The organism is Vibrio sp. YT-19(2023) (assembly GCF_033337395.1).
In genome coordinates this window covers 1-22137 of sequence record NZ_JAWOQN010000013.1, presented here as the reverse complement: position 1 = coordinate 22137, position 22137 = coordinate 1, and the positions used below count along the sequence as shown (strand labels likewise).

The 22137-nt window shown below is 43.3% G+C and carries 17 protein-coding genes and 1 pseudogene; 14 read left to right on the top strand and 4 right to left on the bottom strand.

Features of this window, described 5'->3' with window-relative positions:
* The first annotated feature begins 403 nt into the window (after positions 1-403).
* From R7E78_RS11595 to R7E78_RS11570, 6 genes are all read left to right on the top strand, one after another.
* Positions 404-1348, top strand: coding sequence for an ABC transporter permease (locus R7E78_RS11595; RefSeq protein WP_033906772.1), 945 nt, complete (start codon positions 404-406; stop codon positions 1346-1348).
* The gene (locus tag R7E78_RS11590; protein ID WP_318057886.1) at positions 1345-2298 is read left to right on the top strand and encodes an iron chelate uptake ABC transporter family permease subunit; all 954 of its coding nucleotides are present in this window, start codon (positions 1345-1347) and stop codon (positions 2296-2298) included. Before R7E78_RS11595 ends, R7E78_RS11590 begins: the two co-directional genes overlap by 4 nt.
* A gap of 53 nt (positions 2299-2351) precedes the next feature.
* Positions 2352-3320: a siderophore ABC transporter substrate-binding protein gene (locus tag R7E78_RS11585; protein WP_031778891.1), complete on the top strand. Its 969-nt coding sequence runs from the start codon at positions 2352-2354 to the stop codon at positions 3318-3320.
* A gap of 94 nt (positions 3321-3414) precedes the next feature.
* Positions 3415-5595, top strand: a complete 2181-nt coding sequence (locus tag R7E78_RS11580; RefSeq protein ID WP_318057885.1) for a TonB-dependent receptor — start codon at positions 3415-3417, stop codon at positions 5593-5595.
* Positions 5596-5859: 264 nt separating this feature from the next.
* A complete protein-coding gene (locus R7E78_RS11575) occupies positions 5860-7470 on the top strand; it encodes an ABC transporter ATP-binding protein (protein ID WP_318057884.1) in 1611 nt (536 codons plus the stop codon).
* Positions 7467-9158, top strand: a complete 1692-nt coding sequence (locus R7E78_RS11570; RefSeq protein WP_017821247.1) for an ABC transporter ATP-binding protein — start codon at positions 7467-7469, stop codon at positions 9156-9158. Before R7E78_RS11575 ends, R7E78_RS11570 begins: the two co-directional genes overlap by 4 nt.
* Positions 9159-9361: 203 nt before the next feature.
* Here R7E78_RS11570 and R7E78_RS11565 read toward each other — a convergent pair whose 3' ends face one another.
* The gene (locus R7E78_RS11565; RefSeq protein WP_005385013.1) at positions 9362-10150 is read right to left on the bottom strand and encodes an AraC family transcriptional regulator; all 789 of its coding nucleotides are present in this window, start codon (positions 10148-10150) and stop codon (positions 9362-9364) included.
* A gap of 98 nt (positions 10151-10248) precedes the next feature.
* On the opposite strand from R7E78_RS11565, the gene R7E78_RS11560 reads away from it, so the two are divergent.
* The 3 genes from R7E78_RS11560 to R7E78_RS11550 all read left to right on the top strand — a co-directional run bounded on the left by R7E78_RS11560 (position 10249) and on the right by R7E78_RS11550 (position 12202).
* Positions 10249-11154, top strand: a complete 906-nt coding sequence (locus R7E78_RS11560) for a DMT family transporter (RefSeq protein WP_017821248.1) — start codon at positions 10249-10251, stop codon at positions 11152-11154.
* A gap of 145 nt (positions 11155-11299) precedes the next feature.
* Positions 11300-11785, top strand: a complete 486-nt coding sequence (locus R7E78_RS11555) for an acyl-CoA thioesterase (protein WP_005375279.1) — start codon at positions 11300-11302, stop codon at positions 11783-11785.
* Positions 11786-11956: 171 nt separating this feature from the next.
* Positions 11957-12202 carry a hypothetical protein gene (locus R7E78_RS11550; RefSeq protein ID WP_005375277.1) on the top strand — a complete coding sequence of 82 codons (246 nt, stop codon included), beginning with the start codon at positions 11957-11959 and terminating at the stop codon, positions 12200-12202.
* Positions 12203-12569: 367 nt separating this feature from the next.
* Here the strand turns inward: R7E78_RS11550 and malG are convergent, their stop codons facing one another.
* From malG to malE, 3 genes are all read right to left on the bottom strand, one after another.
* Positions 12570-13460 (bottom strand): maltose ABC transporter permease MalG, encoded by an 891-nt coding sequence (gene malG / locus R7E78_RS11545; protein WP_005375275.1) that lies wholly within the window; start codon positions 13458-13460, stop codon positions 12570-12572.
* Between the two features lie 12 nt (positions 13461-13472).
* Positions 13473-15047 (bottom strand): maltose ABC transporter permease MalF, encoded by a 1575-nt coding sequence (malF, locus tag R7E78_RS11540; RefSeq protein ID WP_005375273.1) that lies wholly within the window; start codon positions 15045-15047, stop codon positions 13473-13475.
* Positions 15048-15126: 79 nt separating this feature from the next.
* Positions 15127-16305, bottom strand: coding sequence for a maltose/maltodextrin ABC transporter substrate-binding protein MalE (gene malE, locus R7E78_RS11535; RefSeq protein WP_005375272.1), 1179 nt, complete (start codon positions 16303-16305; stop codon positions 15127-15129).
* Between the two features lie 672 nt (positions 16306-16977).
* Here malE and malK point away from each other — a divergent pair.
* The 5 genes and pseudogenes from malK to R7E78_RS11510 form a co-directional block, all read left to right on the top strand.
* A complete protein-coding gene (gene malK, locus R7E78_RS11530; RefSeq protein WP_318057883.1) occupies positions 16978-18096 on the top strand; it encodes a maltose/maltodextrin ABC transporter ATP-binding protein MalK in 1119 nt (372 codons plus the stop codon).
* A gap of 422 nt (positions 18097-18518) precedes the next feature.
* Positions 18519-19919, top strand: coding sequence for an undecaprenyl-phosphate glucose phosphotransferase (locus tag R7E78_RS11525; protein ID WP_033906767.1), 1401 nt, complete (start codon positions 18519-18521; stop codon positions 19917-19919).
* Positions 19920-19929: 10 nt separating this feature from the next.
* Complete coding sequence (locus R7E78_RS11520) at positions 19930-21135, top strand: outer membrane beta-barrel protein (RefSeq protein ID WP_053307882.1); 1206 nt, start codon at positions 19930-19932, stop codon at positions 21133-21135.
* A 12-nt stretch (positions 21136-21147) separates the two neighbouring features.
* Positions 21148-21681: a polysaccharide biosynthesis/export family protein gene (locus R7E78_RS11515; RefSeq protein ID WP_005375265.1), complete on the top strand. Its 534-nt coding sequence runs from the start codon at positions 21148-21150 to the stop codon at positions 21679-21681.
* Positions 21682-21696: 15 nt separating this feature from the next.
* A pseudogene (locus R7E78_RS11510) lies at positions 21697-22065 on the top strand (Wzz/FepE/Etk N-terminal domain-containing protein); the annotation flags it as partial.
* Between the last annotated feature and the right edge of the window lie 72 nt (positions 22066-22137).

Genomic DNA, 22137 nt, shown 5'->3' with positions numbered 1-22137 from the left:
AAAAGCACATGCATTAGCCATTGCCTTGTTTTTTATACGCGATTGATCTTTTTAGAGAAACACATATGAACTTCATTGCTTAACCGAAAAAACAAAGATATAATGAAAATAATTATCATTTGTATTTTAATTTTAAATCGAGAACCTCTTTCTCTTTGCATTGAAAGCGGCACTTTTCTTTTGCTAGTTAATCCAGTTTTAAAGCCAAATCAGCACGTTGAATTTTTAGGTATGGCCTAGTGATACTTTGAGGGCTGGATTGTGACCTTAATGTTTATAAAAAATAACTTGGTTATGTTTTGTTGGAATTTAGAACCTATATGCGAATAGATATTCATTATTCGTATTCCATCCCCAAGTCATAAGTTAAGAGAAACTCACTTTATTTTGGGGCAGATTCTGTATGAGTATTCACGTAGTAAGCCTGTTTTTTATACTGTGCTTAACTTCAATTTTCGTGGGCGCAAACCAACTAGATTGGTCGTTATTGCTGACCATGGATGACAAAGCTTGGCTACCGATTACTGCTAGCAGATTACCAAGGCTAATCGCACTAATTCTTACCGGATCTGGTCTCGCAATATGTGGTGTTATTCTTCAACATATTGTTAGAAATCGTTTTGTTGAGCCGGGCACCACAGGCGGTATCGATGCGGCAAAGCTCGGTATTTTGGTATCTATCGTCATGCTTCCATCCTCAGACAAGCTTGAACGTATGCTCTTCGCCGTACTATTTTGCTTCGCCGCTGGCCTTATCTACATTGCCATCGTACGAAAAATTAAATTCAGCAACTCTGCGTTAATACCTGTGATTGGGCTTATGTTTGGTAGTGTACTAAGTGCTATAGCGGAGTTTTATGCTTATCAAAACAACATCTTACAGAGTATGTCCGGTTGGTTAATGGGAGATTTCTCCAAAGTGGTCCAAGAACACTATGAAATAATTTTCTTGATTTTACCCATCACCCTACTGACTTACTTATATGCACATAAGTTTACTGTGATGGGAATGGGCGAAGATGTTGCGTCCAACTTAGGAATTAATATTGCGTTCACTGCCGCCTTGGGTCTAATGCTAGTTTCCGTGACAGTTGCTATAACAGTGGTGACCGTAGGTGCCATTCATTTTATCGGTTTAGTCATACCTAACCTAGTCGCACTAAAATATGGCGATCACCTTAAAAACACCCTACCAATCGTTGCACTAGGCGGCGCTTCGTTACTTATTTTTTGCGATGTCATAGGCAGAGTTGTTGCCTTTCCTTTTGAAGTCCCAATTGGATTAACAGCCAGTGCTATCGGGGGAGTCATGTTTCTTGTGTTTCTTTTGAAAGGAGCACGAGTATGAGATCACATTACTCAAACATGCGAGTGAGCATTATACTCGTTTGCATACTATCTATCGCCTTTATCTTTACAAGCTCTGGGTGGGATTTTGATTACGTCATCCCTAAGAGGCTGATTAAACTTGGTGCCATAGTTATTGGGGGCAGCTGCGTGGCCATCTCTGCTGTTATTTTCCAAGCTTTAGCTGGTAATCGTATTCTTACGCCATCCATTATGGGATATGAGTCGGTTTATCTGGTTTGGCAAACCCTACTCTTATTACTAGGGGGCACTTCTGGCATTGCTACATTAGGTGTTGTCGGTAATTTCGCTGTCTCTGCAATACTCATTCTGTTGTATTCCTTAGCGATTCAATCTTGGGTACTCAATAGATTTAAACATGACATGCACCAAGTTCTGCTGATTGGCTTTGTTTTGACAATGGTGCTGACAACTCTTGCTCAATTTATCCAGCTCAGAATAAGCCCTGGAGAATTCTCTATCCTTCAAGGATTCAGCTATACCTCGTTTGAGCGAGCGAAACCTTCTACGTTACTTTTTTCCAGTATTGCGTTAAGCGTTTTGGCACTCTTTGCTAACAGATGGTCACGCGAGCTAGATGTGATAGGTCTAGGTCGAGACCAAGCGATGTCATTAGGACTAAATGATAAGCAATATGTACCAAAGTTCTTTGCTGTAATCGCCATTTTGGTAGCAATTTCGACGAGCTTGATTGGCCCAACGGCTTTTATGGGAATTTTTATTGCCAATATTGCTTATTCCATTACTAGCGCACCGAACTACAGACACATATTGCTCGTTGCTTGTGCTATTGCAATTGTCATGTTCTTGTCTGGTCAACTTCTGGTAGAGCACTTATTTAACTTTAAAACCACCGTCTCTATTTTGGTGAATGTCCTTTGTGGGGGATATTTCCTAGCCATCACGATAAGAGCAAGAAGCCAAATATGAAAACTGTTACTCGCCTGTTTAAAGGCAACTCACTGACAAAAAGGAAATACCCCATGTTTAAGAGCCCCCTACGTTTGAGTATCGTGCTTGCTTGCTGCGCTCTAGGAACCTTATCAGGTTGCGAGCCGGAAATAACTAAAATTGAAGATACTCAGCCATTAGAAAAGCTCATCGTGATTGAACACAATCTCGGAGCAACTACTATTTCTCATCGCCCTCAACGAGTGGCAGCATTAGATATGAACGAAGTGGACTTTTTAGATCAGCTAAATGTTCCAATCTCAGGAATGGTGAAAGACTTTGTTCCTCACTTTCTAGCGAAATACAAAGACACACCTGAGATAGCGGATCTTGGTGCGATAGTTCAGCCTAATATGGAAAAGATCTATGCCCTAAAACCAGATCTCGTATTGATGACTCCGCTACATGCTAATCAGTATGAAGAACTCTCTCAACTCGCTCCGACTTTACATTTTGACATCAGCTACCGTAATAGTCGTGACCATCACGTCGATACCATTAAGAAACACCTTGTAGAGCTTGGTGAGATCTTTGAAAAGCAAGAGCTAGCCCAACAGAAAGTTGCCGAAATCGATGCAAAAGTCGCAGAAGTGCGCGCTGTTACGAAAGAGCGTTCAGAAAAAGCTTTGGTTGTCATGCATAACAATGGTGCTTTCAGCTCATTTGGCGTTGAGTCTCGTTATGGCTTCGTTTTCGATGTTCTGGGGGTAAAAGCAGCGAGTGAAAAAGTGGAGACAGGTTTGCATGGTCAGCCAATTTCTAGCGAGTTCATTAGCCAAGCTGATCCAGACATTCTTTACATCATTGATCGAACAGCAGTAATGGAAGGAAAGCCTGTCATTGATGCGGAACACTTAGCAAACCCGCTACTCCGTCAAACCAAAGCATGGAAAAACGACAACGTCGTTTTTGTTGATGCCGATGCTTGGTACATCACTTCAGCAAGCATCACATCTCTGAAAATCATAATTGATGACATCCTAAAAGGTTACCAAAGCTAAATCTAATAACAATGAGTTGGATCTTAAGTAATTCAACACTCAACCGACGTCAGAACGGATGTGAGCTAGCCCAAACAAAGAAAAGGAATCTATAATGACTCATGACTATCATCAGATAGCGATGGACTCTTCACAGAAAAACAAACCAAGCCCGTGTCATATCGCCCTCTTTATTTCACTTCAATTTAGTACTTTTGTCGTACCAATTAGTATCGCTCAAGCTGAAGAAGTCGTAGATGAATCAATGACAGTTTATGGTGAAGCAAACAGAGTTTATGCCGCTGGCAAAGTTTCTCACGCGAGTAATATGGGAATGCTTGGCGACAAAAACTTCATGGAAACGCCTTTCAATACGATTGGATACACAGAAAAACACATTCAAGACCAACAAGCACGCGATATCTCAGATGTAATCTCAGCTTCTGATCCCTCTGTTTTCACCAGCGGTGAAACCGGCTTAAACAAAGAAAGTTTCAAAGTAAGAGGTTTCAACTCAGACATTAGCGACGTTATGTTTAATGGATTGTATGGTATCGCTCCTTATTACCGAACCTCTCCTGAAATGTATCAACGTATTGATGTACTTAAAGGTCCTGCTTCTTTGCTCAACGGTATGCCACCGAATGGATCTGTTGGTGGCACCATCAACTTAGTGACAAAAAGAGCACAAGAAACACCAATCACATCTTTCACCGGCAGCTACTTATCGGACACTCAATTCGGAGGACATATCGATATTGGACGTCGCTTTGGTACAAATGAAGAATTTGGTATTCGTTTCAACGGTGCATTTAAAGATGGAGACACCGCGATAAACAACCAAAGCAACAAAACTCAACTTGCATCATTAAGCCTTGATTGGCGTAATGACATTGCTTTCCTTGAAGCAGATTTTTACTACAGTACAGAGCTAGTTGAAGGTGCAAACCGTGGGTTAAGCATCGCTTCTGGTCTCAAAATCCCATCACCTCCTCCATCTGACACATTATTGACGCCAAGTTGGGCCTACAATAATAGCGAAGATAAAGGGATGATGATTCGCGGGGAGCTAAACGTTAGTGACTCTGTAACTGTATACAGCGCATTGGGTGGTAGCCGTACAGATTTTCATTCAAATGTACCGCAACGAATCAAAATCATCGATAACGAGGGTAACCTAGAGGTATCTCTCGGATCAGTTAAGCTTGAGAACAAACGAACTTCAGGTGAGATAGGTGTTCGTAGCAACTTTGACATTGGCCCAGTAGAACACCACCTTGTACTGAATAGTACTTACTTTAGAGAAGATAAAAATGATTCTCCAACAGGTAATAATAATCCAGCCCCTTGGAACTCGAATATTTATGATCCTGTTTGGGGACCAGAAAATTCAGTTTACGACAACTACTATGGTTTACCTGTCGATTCAACTCAGGTCAGCTATGGCATTGCCGATACGTTATCTTTTGTTGATGGGAAATATCAAATCACGCTCGGCTTGCGTTACCAGAGCATTGATTATGAATCTGGAATAATAATGAACGGAATGTCGCTTCCTACCACCAAGTTTAAGGAAAGTACTTACACTCCCGCACTTGCAGCATTATACAAAGTTTCGAGCTCAGTTTCGCTTTATGGTAACTACACCGAAGGCTTAACGAATGGGAAAACAGCAGGCTCTAGCGCTGCAAACGCAGGAGAGGCTTTTGAACCCCAAAAAACCAAACAGACTGAAGCAGGCGTGAAGCTTGACCTGGACGGCTTTGCTCATACGTTCAGTTTATTTGAGATTAAAAAGCCAAATGGGTACCAAGATCCGGATACCAACATTTTTTCTTTCGGTGGTGAACAGCGCAATCGCGGTATTGAATGGGGGTTCTACGGCACACTATCAAAGGACTATACGCTCATCGGTGGTATCGCCTATACAGATGCAGAGATTACAAAAGCAACAGATGTGACAGAGGAGGGGAAACAAGCAACTAAGCTACCCGATTTACAAGCTAAACTCGCATTAGAATGGAACCTCCCTGCGATGCGTGATCTCACGCTTATCGGCCAAGCGAACTATATGTCTGAACAGTACATTGATGCACAAAACACTCAGGTATTACCTGCACAGACTATTCTTGATCTTGGCGCACGCTACAACTCAAATATTGCTGAAACAAGCGTGGTTTGGCGCCTTAGCGTAAACAATGTACTGGATGAAGATTACTGGACAACCACCCACTATGCGGACCTAGCTCTTGGCGCACCACGTACAGTGATGCTGTCAGCTACTGCGGATTTCTAATCCCTCCACCTCCCCTTTAGCCTGCCTTCTAAGGGGGACTTACTCCCATTTGGCTGTTCATGAAAATTCACAACAAATCAAAGGAAGTACTCATCTTCAACATTCAAGCAGACAAAGAGCTCGCAACACCTACGGCCAAAGTTAATTCAAAACATAATCCATCAACGTCCACTTCCATAGGCTTTATATGAAAAACGATAAGAGCTCAATATGCTCTACCACGTTCTCCTTATTTTCGCTTGATAGGCTAGATAAGGTGACAATATGATAAGTAAAATCAGCCAACATTACGTTACGCCTAGCTTCATGCCAGCCTTAAAGCCATCGATTAAGAAGCTTGCTTTGGGAACGTTTTGTGAAGCACTTGCCGCTGTGGCAAAAGTTGGTGCACTGCTATGCTTGATAAACCTTATCGATAAATTTGCAAACCAATGGATTTACGGTGCCATAGGACTTTGGGCGGCTAGCGCACTTGCCTCATCAGTGGGCTCGTGGTTAGTTCATGATGCCGAGTCGCAGTTTTCCACTCGATTACGTCGCCAAGTTGGCCAGCACTTGACGCGCTTGCCAAGCAAGACCATCTCTCAATATGGTGATAATCAACTGCGTCGCATAGTTTCCGAAGACATCAGCACGCTTCACCACATGGTTGCGCATTTGCCTTCAGAACTCGTGACATTCATTGTCGTACCCGCAACTTCTATTTTTATCATGTTGAATCTCACAGGTCCGGTAGCGATGCTTACTCTGCTCCCTGGTCTAATTGCATCATTGTACTACCTACTCTTTTTACCTAGGTTCGCCGCTAAACATGGCAAAGAGCGCATGACAATAATGGGTGATATCGTTACCGCAGTAAACGACTACACAAGAGGTATCCGAGTAAATCGAATTTACGGCACGCAAGCAGGAGCACTCGACAGCTATAATGATGCCACAAGACGCTTTACTCACGGCATAGTGAAATGGGTTGGTAGCGTTGCCCTTCCAGCAGCAATTGCTACCGCATTACTTCAAGCGGTTTCGACTTTCGCAATGGCCTATACCATTGGCTATGAATTAAGTCCCGTGGCAATGGCGTCGCTATTCTTTTTTGGTTTGGCCGTCGTATCACCCGCACTGAAGCTTGGCCATGGATTGGACTACGTTAACGCAGGAAAGAATGCTGCAAAGAACATCAGCGACTTTTTACAGCAACCACAAATAGAAAGTGGCAGTTTGAGCGCGGGAGAAAAACCGCTATCACTACAAGCATCAAATATCGTAGTGGCTAATGGAACCGTTAATATTATTGATAACTTCTCCCACTACTTCCCACGGGGTTCATTTACAGCCATCATGGGGCCTAGCGGAGCAGGCAAAAGTACGTTACTACGTCTATTAGCAGGTCAAGAAACACCTCTTTCAGGCTTCGTTACCTTAGGAGGCAATCAACTGTCTAAACTCTCTGAGATATCCCGATACTCCGCCATACGCTATGTACCCCAAGATATCGGTGTACTCAAAACTACCATTAGGCAGAATTTGAAACTATCAACGCCAAGTTCAAGTGACGACGAGCTGAACCAAGCTTTGCAACAAGCTCAATTAAAGATTGACCTCAATTCTGATGCAAGCGTGCTTTCAGGAGGCGAGCAACAACGTGTCGCAATAGCTAACACATTTCTAACTCAAGCCAACGTTCTATTACTGGATGAACCAACCAGTGCTCTCGATAAAAATACGGCCTTCACTGTGATCAGAAATCTCGCGAAGTTTGCGAAAACACAAGACAAGATATTGATCATAATTACTCACGACTCAGAACTCGCGAAACTTGCAGACACTACATTGATGCTCAACAGAAAGGCTCAACGACAGGATGAAGAAGTATGACGGCTCACAATACCCTCTATTCCAATTCGACAATTCCACAAAGTGCAAAGCACCGTCTATATCGAGTCGCTATAGGTTGGGGACTAGTTGCATTATTTGAGGCAACGGCTTACACATTTCTTGCAATATCTATTGTCGAACAAGCTTCACCATTGAACGTCATAATAGCTGCTGTTCTAACTGTGATAGTTACCGTTATTGTAACTCGTTCTGGATTTCTCTCTGGTGCGAAACTGGCTGGGGATCTTTATTCATCAGTAGGTCATTCGCTCAGTAAAGCAAAGTTAGCTTGGTTTAATGATCAGCATAGAACTCAGCTCACTCAACTAGCAGAACGAGGAATACCTGGCTTTATGGCCATTCCTGCTCATCAGCTACAAACATTTTTGCACGCTCCAATGTTACCCATATTTTTAATTATCGGTATTGGGGTCGTTGGAGGAGGTGAAATTGCACTACTCAGTGCCGTATTGTTACTAGTTGCACTGCTCGTTCAGTACAAGGCGCAAAGATACCTAAGTCGCTCAGATAGCGACCGACATGACGCAGAGCTTCAAGCGACTAAATCAACACTTGAGCTCATAGATCACCTTGAGTTACTTCGCTCAACAGCGGGGCCTGAGCGCTCAATCGAGCGTATTGAACAGAGTTGGCACGCACAAGAAGAAGCTCATTCAACTATTAATCGTAACGCTTCTATCGCAACCTTAGTATCAGGATTGGCAACGATTTTACCCCTTGCAGGTATCGCCATCTATCTCGTCTTAGAGCCGATTACTCAACCCTTATTAGCCTTGGCTTTATTGATATTGATTACCCGTGCAGCTGCACCTTTGGGTGAACTCGCGTTGGCAGGCTTTGCGATTAACGACGTAAAATCCTCAATTAAAAATTACGCTCAGTTAACGAATGTCCCTGTTCTGCCTGAGCCTAATCCTCAATTTGCAACCTCCCCCAAAAACCATAAGTTCGAACTGAACCTTGTGGGCCATTTAGATCTCTTTGAAGATGCTAGCACGGAGATCAAACAAGGTGATACCGTCGTCATCAATGGAGTCAGTGGCAGTGGGAAAAGCACTTTACTGGGCCTGTTTCTAAGGTTTGATGATCCTGACCAAGGTCTTATTTCGCTCGGAGGGATAGATCTAAAGAATATCCCTTATGACGTGCTCACCCAGCATATAGCCTATGTTGCTCAGGAACCGGTCATTTTTACTGGCACATTGGCGGATAACATTCGGTTAGGTAATCCCAATGCAAGTGATTATGAAGTTGAGAGCTTTGCAAGACACGCACAATTGGACAAACTTATTGACTCATCTCCTAAAGGAATACATCAAACAGTAGGACAAAGAGGCTCAGGGTTGTCAGGAGGTGAAAGACAGAGAGTTGCAATTGCGCGAGCTCTCATTAAAAAGGCGCCAATCCTCATTTTCGACGAAGCGACGGCAGCATTAGACGAAGCAACCGAAAAAAGTATTGCTCAACATATTCAAACATTGAACTCGACCGTGATTATTGTGACGCATCGCGATCAGAATATATGGTCACCCACATTGGAACTCACGATTGAGGGTAGAAGAGTTATAGTTGCACAGTACAACTCTACTTCCTTGAAAAGTAGGGACAAATTGGCGGCTGAAGAAACTAATAACAATCAATACTTAAATCTAAGCGGTGTCAATTGAGTTTTTTGTCACTTTAGCACATTGTATCATCTAAAGAATCTTACAGGCATGTTGTAAAGCAATGATAATAAAGCGAATTCTCAAGGTTATAATTCTGACTCAATCTGACACAAGATAGACGTAGGTCTTTCCAATACCATCAGCTTTTCGAGTCGGTCATCATACAGCGCATTGTCAATTTTTTTAAAATAGACTCTACACTTTTACAACAATCGATTCTTGTATTGCTCCGGTGTCATGCCGGAGTATTTCTTGAACATCGCGATAAAAGGGCTGGCTTGGTTATAACCTAACGTCAGAGCGACTTCTTTTACGGTCTGCCCTTTACGCAGCAACTCCATAGAATGTAAATATCGCACACGTAAGCGCCACTCAGTAAAGCTCATGCCCAACTCACTCTGGCAATGTCTCGCTAACGTGCGTTCTGTGGTATGCACTTTTGCCGCCCACTCCGCCAAACTGATCTCATCCGTCGGCGATTCTTCTACTGCTTTTAAAATCGGTTCAAGATACTTATTGTCGGTAGTCGGTAAAAAGTGATGTTCGACTTCTTGCTTTGCAAGCTGGTCCAATAACACTTGTACCAAGCGCTTGTCTTCATCAGTTTGCGCCACGTTAATGTCTCGCTGACGAAAGTCCTCAATAATAGATGACACGATTGGAGTCACTTTGATCAAGCTCGTTTTGGTAGGAAAATGCGCTGTCAATTCAGGGGCAATATTCAAAGAACAATATTCGATTGGCTTACGGTTGTAGCTAGTGTGACGAATTCCGGCGGGAACCCAAATAGCAAGATGTGGAGGTGCTAGAAATCTTGTGTCTTCTGCATCCATCTCCAGAATCCCACCGCTGATCAGTTGCACTTGCCCCCAAGGGTGGCTATGAATTCGTGTTTCTGTATTAGAGAGAAACGCTTCGAAATTCATAAATACATCTGATGGCGCACGATCGATTGATAAGGAGGGGTGAAGATTTCTGGCGCTCTTTTTCAAAATTGTCTTCCTATCGCTTACGATGTCTTTTAAGAGATACTTTTTATTATAAAGACCTGCCAGACTAGCGCCATCAATAATTGTGCTATAGGGTTCTCATGATTTATTTACTTCCGTTTTTCACCGTTATGATTTGGGGTGGTAACTCAATTGTGAACAAGATGGCTGCGAGCGCCATTGAACCAAGTGCGATGAGTTTCTACCGTTGGTTTGTCGCAATGGTACTCCTAACGCCATTTTGCCTGCCTGCAATCATCAAACAACGACACATTATTCGACCTTACTTAGCTAAGTTGGCGTTTCTTGCGTTACTTGGTATGGTTCTCAACCAGTCACTTGGATACTATGCCGGTTTAACAACAACGGCCTCTAATATGGCCCTGATCACCTCTTTAGTTCCTTTGATCAGTGTGTTTTTAAGTGTCCCATTGCTCGGTAAATCTATATCAATGTTAAGTATCGTCGGTGGTGTCATTTCGCTCGGCGGCTTGGCATTTATGCTTGGTCACGGTGATATCACTTACTTTTTACATCAAGACTTAACGCAAGGTGACAGCTTAATGCTCGTTGCTGCCATGGTATACGCGGCTTATTGTGTTCTGCTAAAACGCTGGAAAATGCCATTCAGTAGTTTGACTCTGGTTTACATGCAGGGCTTCTTTTCTGTTTTGATGCTCACACCACTTTGGCTCTCTAGTGAGCAACTGTTACCAAGCCAAGACGCGCTACCATTAATCGCTTATGCTGGTATTGCTGCTTCCATTTTCGCGCCGCTGATGTGGGTCAAAGCGATTGATTCAATTGGTGCTGATTCAAGTGCTATGTTCATGAACCTAATGCCTGTGGTTTCCGTCATACTTGCTTCAACACTAATTGGTGAGAAAATTTACGCTTACCACATTATTGGTGGGTTGTTAGTCATCTCTGGCGTTATCCTGTCGCAAATAAAAGTAAGACAGAGAAAACCATTGTCCAATTCTGAGATTGCCTCTACCGCCAATTAACATCTACACCTCAAGCCATAGAACTACGCTGTGGCTTGTCACTTCCAGCGTTCGAATAAAAGTTAATGTTTTGTTTCATTCGCTATTCCCGAAAATTCATCTTGCTGCTAAATTGGGAAAACAATAACCCATCAAGGAAAGACAGATGAGCAGTGGTCAAAGAGACATTACCCTTCGCTTTTTAGCAGAACCCAGCGACGTAAATTTTGGCGGAAAAGTGCACGGCGGCGCCGTAATGAAATGGATCGACTTGGCAGCGTACGCCTGTTCTGCAGCGTGGAGTGGTAAATATTGCATTACCGCATATGCTGGCGGCATTCGGTTTGTTGCGCCGATTCATGTCGGCAACTTAGTCGAAGTTAGCGCGAAAGTCATTTATACCGGACGAAGCTCAATGCACATTGCGATTGACGTGCAAGCTAGTGATCCAAAGCAAATGAAAAACAGACTCACCACTCACTGTATCGTTATCATGGTTGCTGTAGATGAAAACGGAAAACCAACCGATGTACCGAAATGGATTCCAGAGTCAGATGAAGACAAAGCCTTAGAGCAATCCGCTATCCGTCTTATGAACATGCGTAAAGAGATTGGGGAAGAAATGGAAGCACACGTTAAATATCTCAAGTAACTGGCATCCGTTAAGAACGCTATTAAGTACCTCAACGTTACCTAGACCCAGAGTGTGGAGCAACATCATGGTTTTGCCATTTGTTTCACGCTCGCCCTTCTCTGTCATAAATCCTTCACCTAGCTTTGCTTAAATCCATCCATTATTTTAGAGTTGGATAGAGTTTGGATCTTGAGACTAAAAGAAACGACCTTAAGTGAAGAGACGTTGACCAATTTAAAAGCGGTCGAGTACCAGTGGGTGAGAACCATGTACGTCGAGGGGTATAACGAAACAGAAATTAATCATTACATTCAAACTTGCTTTGGCGGTGACGTTACCTTTGCTAATCTATTTCGTCGCGTCGCACTGCAGCAAGAAAGTTTGTACACGCTGCTTCAATACGTTGGATGCGCACCTTCCAGCCGAGAGTTTTAATCTCTTCCTTCCCTACCTCAATTTAGCTTTTTACTAAGCTCTAGTTATTTATGTGAAGTGCTACGCAGGGCATTATTCAAGCCCTGTGTAATCCATTGCAAAGCCGCTAATCTCTATCTACTTATTGCACAATTGCCTTTAACAGGCATAAAAAAACCTGAGTCTAAACTCAGGTTATGGTTACAAAAACTGTTAGTGATTGAATCGTAAGGAACTAAGCTAACAGCCAGCTATGCGTAACGCCAATAAAAGCCAAGATATTACTGATCGGCGGCCAAACCAAAATTGTAATATCCGTGCTAAGTATAAGGGCGACCATGTGGTCGCCCTTTTCTAGTTATTCTTATCAATCTCAGACCACAAGAGATTATCCTTTCACACCACCAGCGGTTAGACCACCAACCAACCAGCGCTGCGCAAGTAAGAATACGGCAGTGATTGGCACTGCTGAAAGTACAGCAGCTGCGGCAAAGTCACCCCACAAGTAGTTTTGTGGATATAGGTATTGCTGCATACCCACTGCAAGTGTGTACGAGTCTACATCAGAAAGCAGTAGTGACGCTACAGGAACTTCACCAATTACCATGATGAACGACAAGATGAAGACTACCGCTAGGATTGGCACAGACAGTGGCAGCAATACCAAACGGAATGCTTGCCATGGTGTAGCACCATCAAGAGCCGCTGCTTCTTCTAGAGACGAGTCAATACTTTCGAAGTAGCCTTTAATGGTCCAAACGTGCAGTGCGATACCGCCTAAGTAAGCGAAGATCAGACCGCCATGCGTGTTCAGACCAAGGAAAGGAATGTACTGACCCAGTTTGTCGAACAACGCGTACAGAGCAACCAGTGCCAACACCGCAGGGAACATCTGGAAGATCATCATCGCTTTAAGAATGGTGTTCTTACCTTTGAACTTCATACGAGCAAACGCGTAAGCCGATGTGGTTGATAGCGCCACGATTAGGATTGCAGAAATACCACCCACTTTTACCGAGTTCCACAACCATGTCATTACTGGGAATGGTGGCGGTGTAACTGTACCGTCTGGATTAGTCACCGAGAAACCTAATGCCAATTTCCAGTGATCAAGTGTTGGGTTGTCTGGGATCAGGCTACCCGTTGCAAAGTTACCTTCACGGAATGAAATCGCGATGATCATCAGTAAAGGGAAAATAATCAGTGCCAAGAATGCCCACATTGCAATATGAGTAGCCCAAACACGATACTTTAATGACTTACCTTGTACCATTGCCATTGTAATTTCTCCTTAGTCCTGAGCTACTTTAGTTACGCGTAGGTTGATAAGTGCCAATGCGCCAACCAATAGGAAGATAAGCGTTGCTACTGCACTTGCTAGACCGAAGTCTTGACCACCAGCACCTTCGAATGCGATTCGGTAGGTGTAACTTACTAGCAGGTCGGTGTAACCCGCAGGCTCTGATGTACCAATCATGTTTGGACCACCGCCAGTCAACAACTGGATAAGTACGAAGTTGTTGAAGTTAAATGCAAAACTCGCGATCAACAATGGTGTTAACGGCTTCAACATCATTGGTAGTGTGATACGTGTGAAGTTCGTGACAAAGTTCGCACCATCAATTGCTGATGCTTCATATAAATCGTCTGGAATCGCTTTTAGTAAGCCCATACACAAAATCATCATGTAAGGGAAACCAAGCCAAGTGTTAACAATTAAGATCATGGTTTTCGCCATGAACGGATCAGAAAACCAAGCCGGGCTAATGCCGAATAAGCCTTCCAACAACATGTTGATCTCACCAAAGCTTTGGTTAAACAAACCTTTAAAGATCAAGATAGAAATAAACGCCGGAACTGCATAAGGCAGGATTAGCAACAAACGGTAAACTGAGCGACCTTTAAGTGCTTCCCACTGAACCACACTGGCAAGGACAAGACCAATAACAAGCGTAAATAATACGGTTAGCGCAGAGAAAACAATGGTCCAGATAAAGATACTGATAAACGGCTCTTTGATACCATCATCTTTCCAAACACGCTCAAAGTTGTGGGTACCAATGTTCACCACGAAACCTGGTGACACTGTGCTACCAACAAATTGACCGTTTTCATCGACAGGCTGGTAGTAACCTACTTCCATATTTGGACGTAGCGTTTCTTCAGTCCGGTTGTTGTAAAGCGTTTCACCATCTTCTTGTAATGTGTACAAAGGTACAACTGCAGCAAATTTGCGCAGCCCACTCATGCGGATATCATCACCACTTGGCAAATGTAAATCGACACTGCTCAACGCACTGCGGTTCTTAACAATCGCCTTGATTGATTCTTTTTCACCCGTTACTTCTTCAATTGGTGAAAGATCAAACTCCGATGCTGAAAGGTTATCAAGCTGAAAAGTCGGGCTTGCAAGTAGCTCACCATCTTTTTCAACCACAAGTTGATGGCCTTGCTCCGTTTTATACAAAGTGAACGGGTAGCTATCACCACTTTGGTAAGTTCGGTCCAAAAGTACGTTCTGAGCGCGATCAAAAGAGAGTTGGTTCTTCGCGCTATAGTTGGTAAACGCCAAACCTATGGTGTACGCCAAAGGGAAAAGAATGAAAAGGATCATCCCTGCTATACCAGGGTAGATGTAACGGTGTGCGTACGTCTTTTTACTACCAAAGATGAACAACGCTAAAGCGGTAAGAATGAGCGTAAGTAGTGCAAACGCAATCTCACCGCGAGAATACATAAGGATTGTTGCGTAGCCATTGATGATGCCGACTGTGCCTAAAAGTGACCATTTCATGAACACTTTTTTGCTGCTCGGAAGGCTGGCTTCTGGTGCTGTCATAGCATTTGTACCTTGAACTGACTGCATAGGGAACCTGCTAGCGAATATAGAATAAATATAGAAAAGTAAGGAGGAGTTGCCTCCTCCTTAAAAAGGTCTTACTTAATTATTTAGTCATTTGTTTTTCTGCATCTGCAAGAGCTGCATCGACAGTTTGACGACCGTCAACTACGTTGATGATTGCGTTCTTAGCCGCACCCCAGAATGCGTTCATTTGAGGGATATTTGGCATGATTTCGCCGTTCATCGCGTTATCCATAGTCGCAGCGATACGAGTATCTGAATCTAGTTCACGTTGGAACGAGTTAAGCGCTACCGCACCTAGAGGCTTATCGTTGTTAACCATACGTAGGCCATCGTTTGTTAGTAGGTAGTTCTCAATGAACTCAACCGCTAGGTCTTTGTTTGGAGACGCAGTGCTGATACCAGCTGTTAGAACACCAACGAATGGCTTAGAAGATTGACCTTGGAACTTAGGTAGCGTAGTCACGCCGTAGTTAACGCCTGACTTCTCAATGTTGCCCCAAGACCATGGACCGTTGATCGTCATCGCTGTTTTGCCTTGGTTGAACGCAGACTCAGACACTGAGTAATCCATATCCGCAGAGATTACGCCTTTATCAACTAAGCCTTTTACGAAGCTCATTGCGTCTTTAACGCCTTCTTTCGCGATACCAGCGTCTTTAACATCGTAACCTTCAGAAGTGTATTTGAACGCGTAGCCGCCATCAGCCGCCATTAGTGGCCAAGTGAAGTACGGTTCTTTTAGGTTCCACATGATTGCAGACTTGCCGTCTTTTTTAAGTTTTGCATCTAATGCTGCAACCTCTTCCCAAGACTTTGGTGGGTTTGGAACTAGGTCTTTGTTGTAGATTAGAGATAGAGACTCAACCGCAACTGGATAGCCGATCAATTTGCCGTCGTAACGTACTGCATCCCAAGCGAAATCAACGATACCTTCTTGAATATTCTTAGAAGGTTTAATTTCTGCTAGCAGGCCAGCTTCTGCGTAACCACCGAAACGGTCGTGAGCCCAGAATACGATATCAGGACCGTCGCCAGTCGCTGCAGTTTGAGGGAATTTGTCTTGAAGGCCATCTGGGTGAGCCACAGTCACTTTAATGCCTGTGTCTTCTTCAAATTTCTTACCAACTTCAGCAAGGCCGTTGTAGCCTTTATCACCGTTGATCCAGATAGTAAGTTGTCCTTCTTCGATGGCAGCATTAGCACCAAAAGAACCCAAAGCAACAAGAGTACCTAGTGCTACAGCGCTTAACTTTTTCATGTTCGTATCCTTTTTATATTTTTGATGTAGGGCTAGTCCATTGAGGTTCAGCCGTATTTCGACATATATCATCTGAAATAATCCAATATGTCTCATCCTCCTAATCCCTACGCCCTTACAATTATGACGTATTTTCGTGATCTAAATCGCCAAGGGTAAGAGACTCAAATCACAAAATGGATAGTTCCTGTGATCGGTTTCAACTTTAGGTGGTGCAATAATGTGATTTCCGACCAACTGCTTTCTTCCTCCTCCTTTTTTACTCCTCCCTTTCTACTCCCCCTACAATTATTTCTATTAGGAGGATGTCGCACTACGCACAATCTTAGAAACTGCAGTCATCCAAGAGTGGATGGTAAGAACCCTTTCCCAGCAGTGCCTACGTATTAGGAAAAAGATTTGCTGGTTTTGCATTGCCAGACGAGTGGAATGTCATTATTAGTGTTGTTTGTGGTAATTATTTCACGGGGGAGACAATACGAATAATGTGGGGGAGAGAAACTCGTACTTGGCTATGATGGGTAGCACTTCTATTCAGGACATTTTATTGAAGTGCTACCCTACTTTTCTTACCAACCGCAAGAACTTACCGATTCCTACTGTTACTGCTCGCTAGATAATTCATATAATGATGAGCGGTGAATAATAAAAAATTGATCGAGGACGAGCTACATGGCGAGTGTCACGTTAAAAAATGTTTGTAAAGCGTATGGCGACGTACTGATTTCTAAGAACGTAAACCTAACAATCAACGAAGGTGAATTTGTTGTTTTCGTAGGTCCATCAGGTTGTGGTAAATCTACCCTTTTACGTTGTATTGCCGGTCTTGAAGACATTACTTCAGGTGATTTGTATATTGGTGACCAGCGCATGAATGACGTCGAACCATCCAAACGTGGTGTTGGTATGGTATTCCAGTCTTACGCTCTTTACCCGCACCTTAACTTATATGACAACATGTCATTTGGCTTGAAACTAGCAAAAGCAGACAAAGCAGAAATCGACAAGCGTGTTGAACAAGCAGCAGAAATCCTACAACTAGGCCACTTGCTTGAGCGCCAACCAAAAGCACTTTCTGGTGGACAGCGTCAACGTGTGGCGATTGGCCGAACATTGGTATCGCAGCCAAATGTATTCCTTCTAGACGAGCCACTATCAAACTTGGATGCGGCACTGCGTGTAAACATGCGTGCACAAATCACGAAACTTCAGCGCCAACTTGGTTGTACCATGATCTACGTAACGCACGATCAGGTAGAAGCGATGACAATGGCAGATAAAATCGTTGTACTAGACGGAGGTTATGTATCGCAAGTTGGTAAGCCGCTTGAGCTTTACCATTACCCACAAAACCGCTTTGTAGCTGGCTTTATCGGTTCTCCGAAAATGAACTTCATGAGCGTATTCATTGATGAAGTAGAAGCAGAGCGCGTCAAAGTTCAACTATCTAACGGCGTATCTTTCTGGATTCCGGTGGATGGTACAACCGTTAACCGCGGCGACCGAATGTCTTTAGGCATTCGCCCTGAGCACCTATTATCCGCTTCTGAAGCTGATGCAAGTATTCACGGTGAAGTGATGATTGTTGAGAAGCTAGGTAACGAAACTCAAGTATACCTAAATCTAGAAGGCGCGGACGCCGACGTTATTTTCCGTCAGCCGGACACGCTTGCAGTCGACACTGGCGATAAAATCGAGATCGGTATTCCAGCTCATCGTTGTCACCTGTTCCACAGTGATGGTCGCGCATGCCGCCGCCTATACAAAGAAAACGGCGTAGAAGTCGAATAGTTCATTCGTCCTTACTCAAAAAAATCCCTCTCAAGTGAGAGGGATTTTTTTATCTTAATAAATATCAGCAATTCGATACTAAATCATTAATCGTGAACGAATCAAATCACCCGTTTCTTCTACCCTCACATAAACCATTGTCTTTGTACTGATACTTCATTTTTAATACTTTTCCTCATTCCTCATAAGTAAGTACCAGCTTTTTCCTAACCCGCCAAACTTAGCCAAAGGGCTAAATATCATTCTTATTTCCACTTACCTCAACAAAGCAAATTTTTACACTTATCAACGAAATTACACGTGACAAAAAACTCAGCAGCATTCCACAGAATGCTCTGTGCACTAACTACTAATAACGTTCACGACACGGCAATTGGGGAAGACACCCAAGGGCGGTAGCGTGTCAGAAGGGAAACTGAGTCATGAAACAAAAAGGACTTATCCGCTCTCATGAGATGGAGTTCGCTTTTTTATATCGCATCTCAGATCTTGCTGTCATCGTCTCTTTTATGCTGCTTTTAGTGTTCAAAGACATGAATACTGCGATGGGGAAAGATTACGTCATATTGGCTTTCGTTGGAGGCATCTCCTTTCTATTTATGGCAGAAAGCGGCAATCTTTATCGCTCTTGGCGAACCAGTTCGTTTAAAGAGCAGATGTTTATTGTCTGTGTTGCTTGGGCGGTGACTTCTGCACTTATCTTTATTGTGCTGTATTTTTCTGAAGTCCATACCTTATTTGATAACACAATTTTAGCGCTGTGGTTTGCGATTACGCCCGCTCTGCTTTTAGCATGGCGAGTAACATTCCGTACCGGATTAGCCTATTTGAGAAAAAAAGGATTCAACACTCGCACTGCGATCATCATCGGCCAAACTCCTCACGGCATTACCCTAGCTAACGAAATTCAAAACCACACAGAACACGGCGTGCTTTTTGATGGCTTTTACGACGAACGATCTTCCGACAGACTGCCAAATTCTGATTATCCTATTAAAGGAGCTGTTGACCACGCCCTTGAGCGAGCTAAAAAAGGGGAAGTAGATTACGTCTATATCGCGATGCCAATGCACGCAAAAGAGCGCATTGCGTCACTTCTTAACCAATTCTCAGATACCACCGCAAATACGTATCTGATTCCCGACTTCTTCACTTATAACCTTTTACATTCTCGTTGGGCGCAGATCGGCCAAGTTCAAACACTAAGTGTCTTTGATACACCTTTTGCTGGAATTTCTTCTTGGGTAAAACGGTTTGAAGACATCTTGTTTTCGAGCATTATTTTGGTCTTAATCGCCCCTATTCTATTCGTCATTGCGATTGGCATTAAGGCAACTTCTAAAGGCCCTGTCATCTTTAAACAACATCGTTACGGTCTTGATGGACGCAAGATTGAAGTCTGGAAGTTCCGTTCAATGACAACCATGGATCAAGGTTCCAACGTGAAACAGGCGACAAAGAACGATCCTCGTATTACGCCTTTTGGCGGATTTCTACGTCGCACCTCTTTGGACGAACTGCCTCAATTTATCAATGTACTGCAAGGGACCATGTCTATTGTTGGTCCACGCCCTCATGCCGTGGCGCACAATGAAGAGTATCGCCAGATTGTTGACCGATACATGCTACGTCACAAAGTAAAACCAGGCATTACTGGCTGGGCGCAGATTAATGGTTATCGCGGCGAAACCGACACCTTAGAAAAAATGGAAAAGAGAGTCGAATTTGATTTGGATTACATCCACCACTGGTCGGTTTGGATGGACATCAAAATCATCTTTATGACCGTTTTCAAAGGCTTCACTGGTGCTAACGCTTACTAAGGTTGAGATTATGAAGAAACTGACAATGGCAATAGCATTGAGTCTGTTTTCTACTGACTTGCTCGCAGAACCGATGGCTTACCAAACCGAGTCTGGTATAGAGTTGATTCCCCTCGTAAAAACTTTCTACGAGGGAGATGACAACATCAATAAAGCGGAAAAATCCGGCAATGTAGAATCGGTCAATATTTGGGGTATAGAACCAAGCTTATTAGCACGTATAGAACGGAATCGCTATCGCGCAGATATTTTATATAAGTTAAAAGCTGGCTTTTCATCTGACGATCGCAACGACTTCGACGACCACACTTTTCAGTTTTCCAACTTTTTCGAATTTAATCATCGTCATCGTTTAGTGGTTGATTACCGTTTTCGCGCCCAGCATGAAGTTCGAGGAGAAGATATTACCGAAGGTAATGGTAGCGCAATCGACTCACCAATAGAGTTCAACCGTAACGATGTAAAAACCAATTATGTCTTTGGATCTAACGGTGCCAAAGGCAGACTCGAATTCGGTTTAGGCTATAGTGATAAAACCTATCAAAACTATCGTGAAGGCTTGCCTGGGCGCCCAAACGCTAAAACTAAATACAACGATTTTCGAGCTCCCAATGCACATTTGGAGTTCTATTTAAGAGCGACGCCAAGAACCTATTGGTTAGTCGGAACAAACCAAATCGTAACCGATTATCAGCACCGAAATTCTGCGCAGCCATCGAAAGATAACAACACCAGTTTCTATTACACCGGTGCCGAATGGGAAGTCACAGGAAAAACCAAAGGCATCGCTCGACTCGGTTATCAAATCAAAGATTTTGACAGCGCTCAACGAGAGACATTTAAAGGCTTTAGTTGGGATATCGGCTTTGAATGGTTGCCTCAAGAACAAACTCTAGTCAGCGTGAAAACCACTCAAGCGGCGGTTAACCCCGATCAAGATGGCGATTACAACCTACAAACTCGTTACCGACTGAACCTGAAGCACGATTGGAATAGTTACCTTGCAACTCGCTTAGGTGCTGTTTATCAACAAGATGATTACACGGGAATCTCCAGAAACGACGATCGGTACACTCTATCTTTTGGTATCGATTATCAGATCAAACGTTGGATACAGCTGCAAGCCGATTGGCAATACCAAGATAAAAACTCTAGCCGATCGGATTATAGCTTCGAACAAAATATTTGGACTTTAAGCGCACAGTTTTCTCTGTAAAAAGGATTATTAATGAAGGCATTCATCAAATTCATGAGTGTAGCGTTGTTGCTATTTAGCACTTTGGTCAACGCTGACTCAAACGAGGAAGATTACTTACTCGATACTGGCGATACCATTTCCGTGCAGGTCTATGGTGAAGAAGATCTTACGATTAAAAATATTCTAATAACGTCAGATGGCTACTTTGATTACCCCTACCTTGGCCGAATTAAAGCAATCAAAAAAACACCAAAACAACTCAAGTACGAAATAGAAACGGGCTTAAAAGGCGATTATCTCATCAATCCAAAAGTGATGGTCACCATCAATAACTTTCGTCTGTTTTACGTTAATGGCGAAGTCAGGAAACCTGGTGGATTTGAGTACCGTCCAGGGTTAACCATAGAGAAGGCCATCGCTCTAGCAGGTGGCTTGACCGACAGAGCCTCACGCAAAGGCATTAACCTCACCAAGCATAAAACAGGTCAAACGATGGAAGGAGTCAGTATGCACCGCAACGTTGAACCTGGTGACATTGTATTTATTGACCAGAGCTTCTTTTAAGTGACAGGGAATCAAATGAACGGGACTCATCCAAATAATCTCCAGATGAACAAAGTAGAACTGATTCGTTTTGGCCATCACTTCAAAGCGATTAAAAAGAATTGGCTAAGCATCGCAGCATTCACGCTTCTGTTCTCATTAACTTGTACTTGGTATATCTACTCCAAAGCATCGATATACCAAGCTACAGCTACGCTACTCATCCAAGAGGAGCAAAAAAGCGCCCTTTCAATCGAGGAAGTATATGGCGTCGACACGACAAAAAAAGAGTACTTTCAAACGCAAATCGCCATTTTAAAATCGAATCATATTGCAGATAAGGTCATTAGAGAGCTGAACCTCACCCAATTACCTGAATTCACAAGCTCAGGGGGGTTAAGTAAATTACCACCTTCTAAAGAAGGTGGCTTTGTGTGAGCCCCCTAAAAGGGGGCCTTTGTTTAGTCCAGCGCCAAT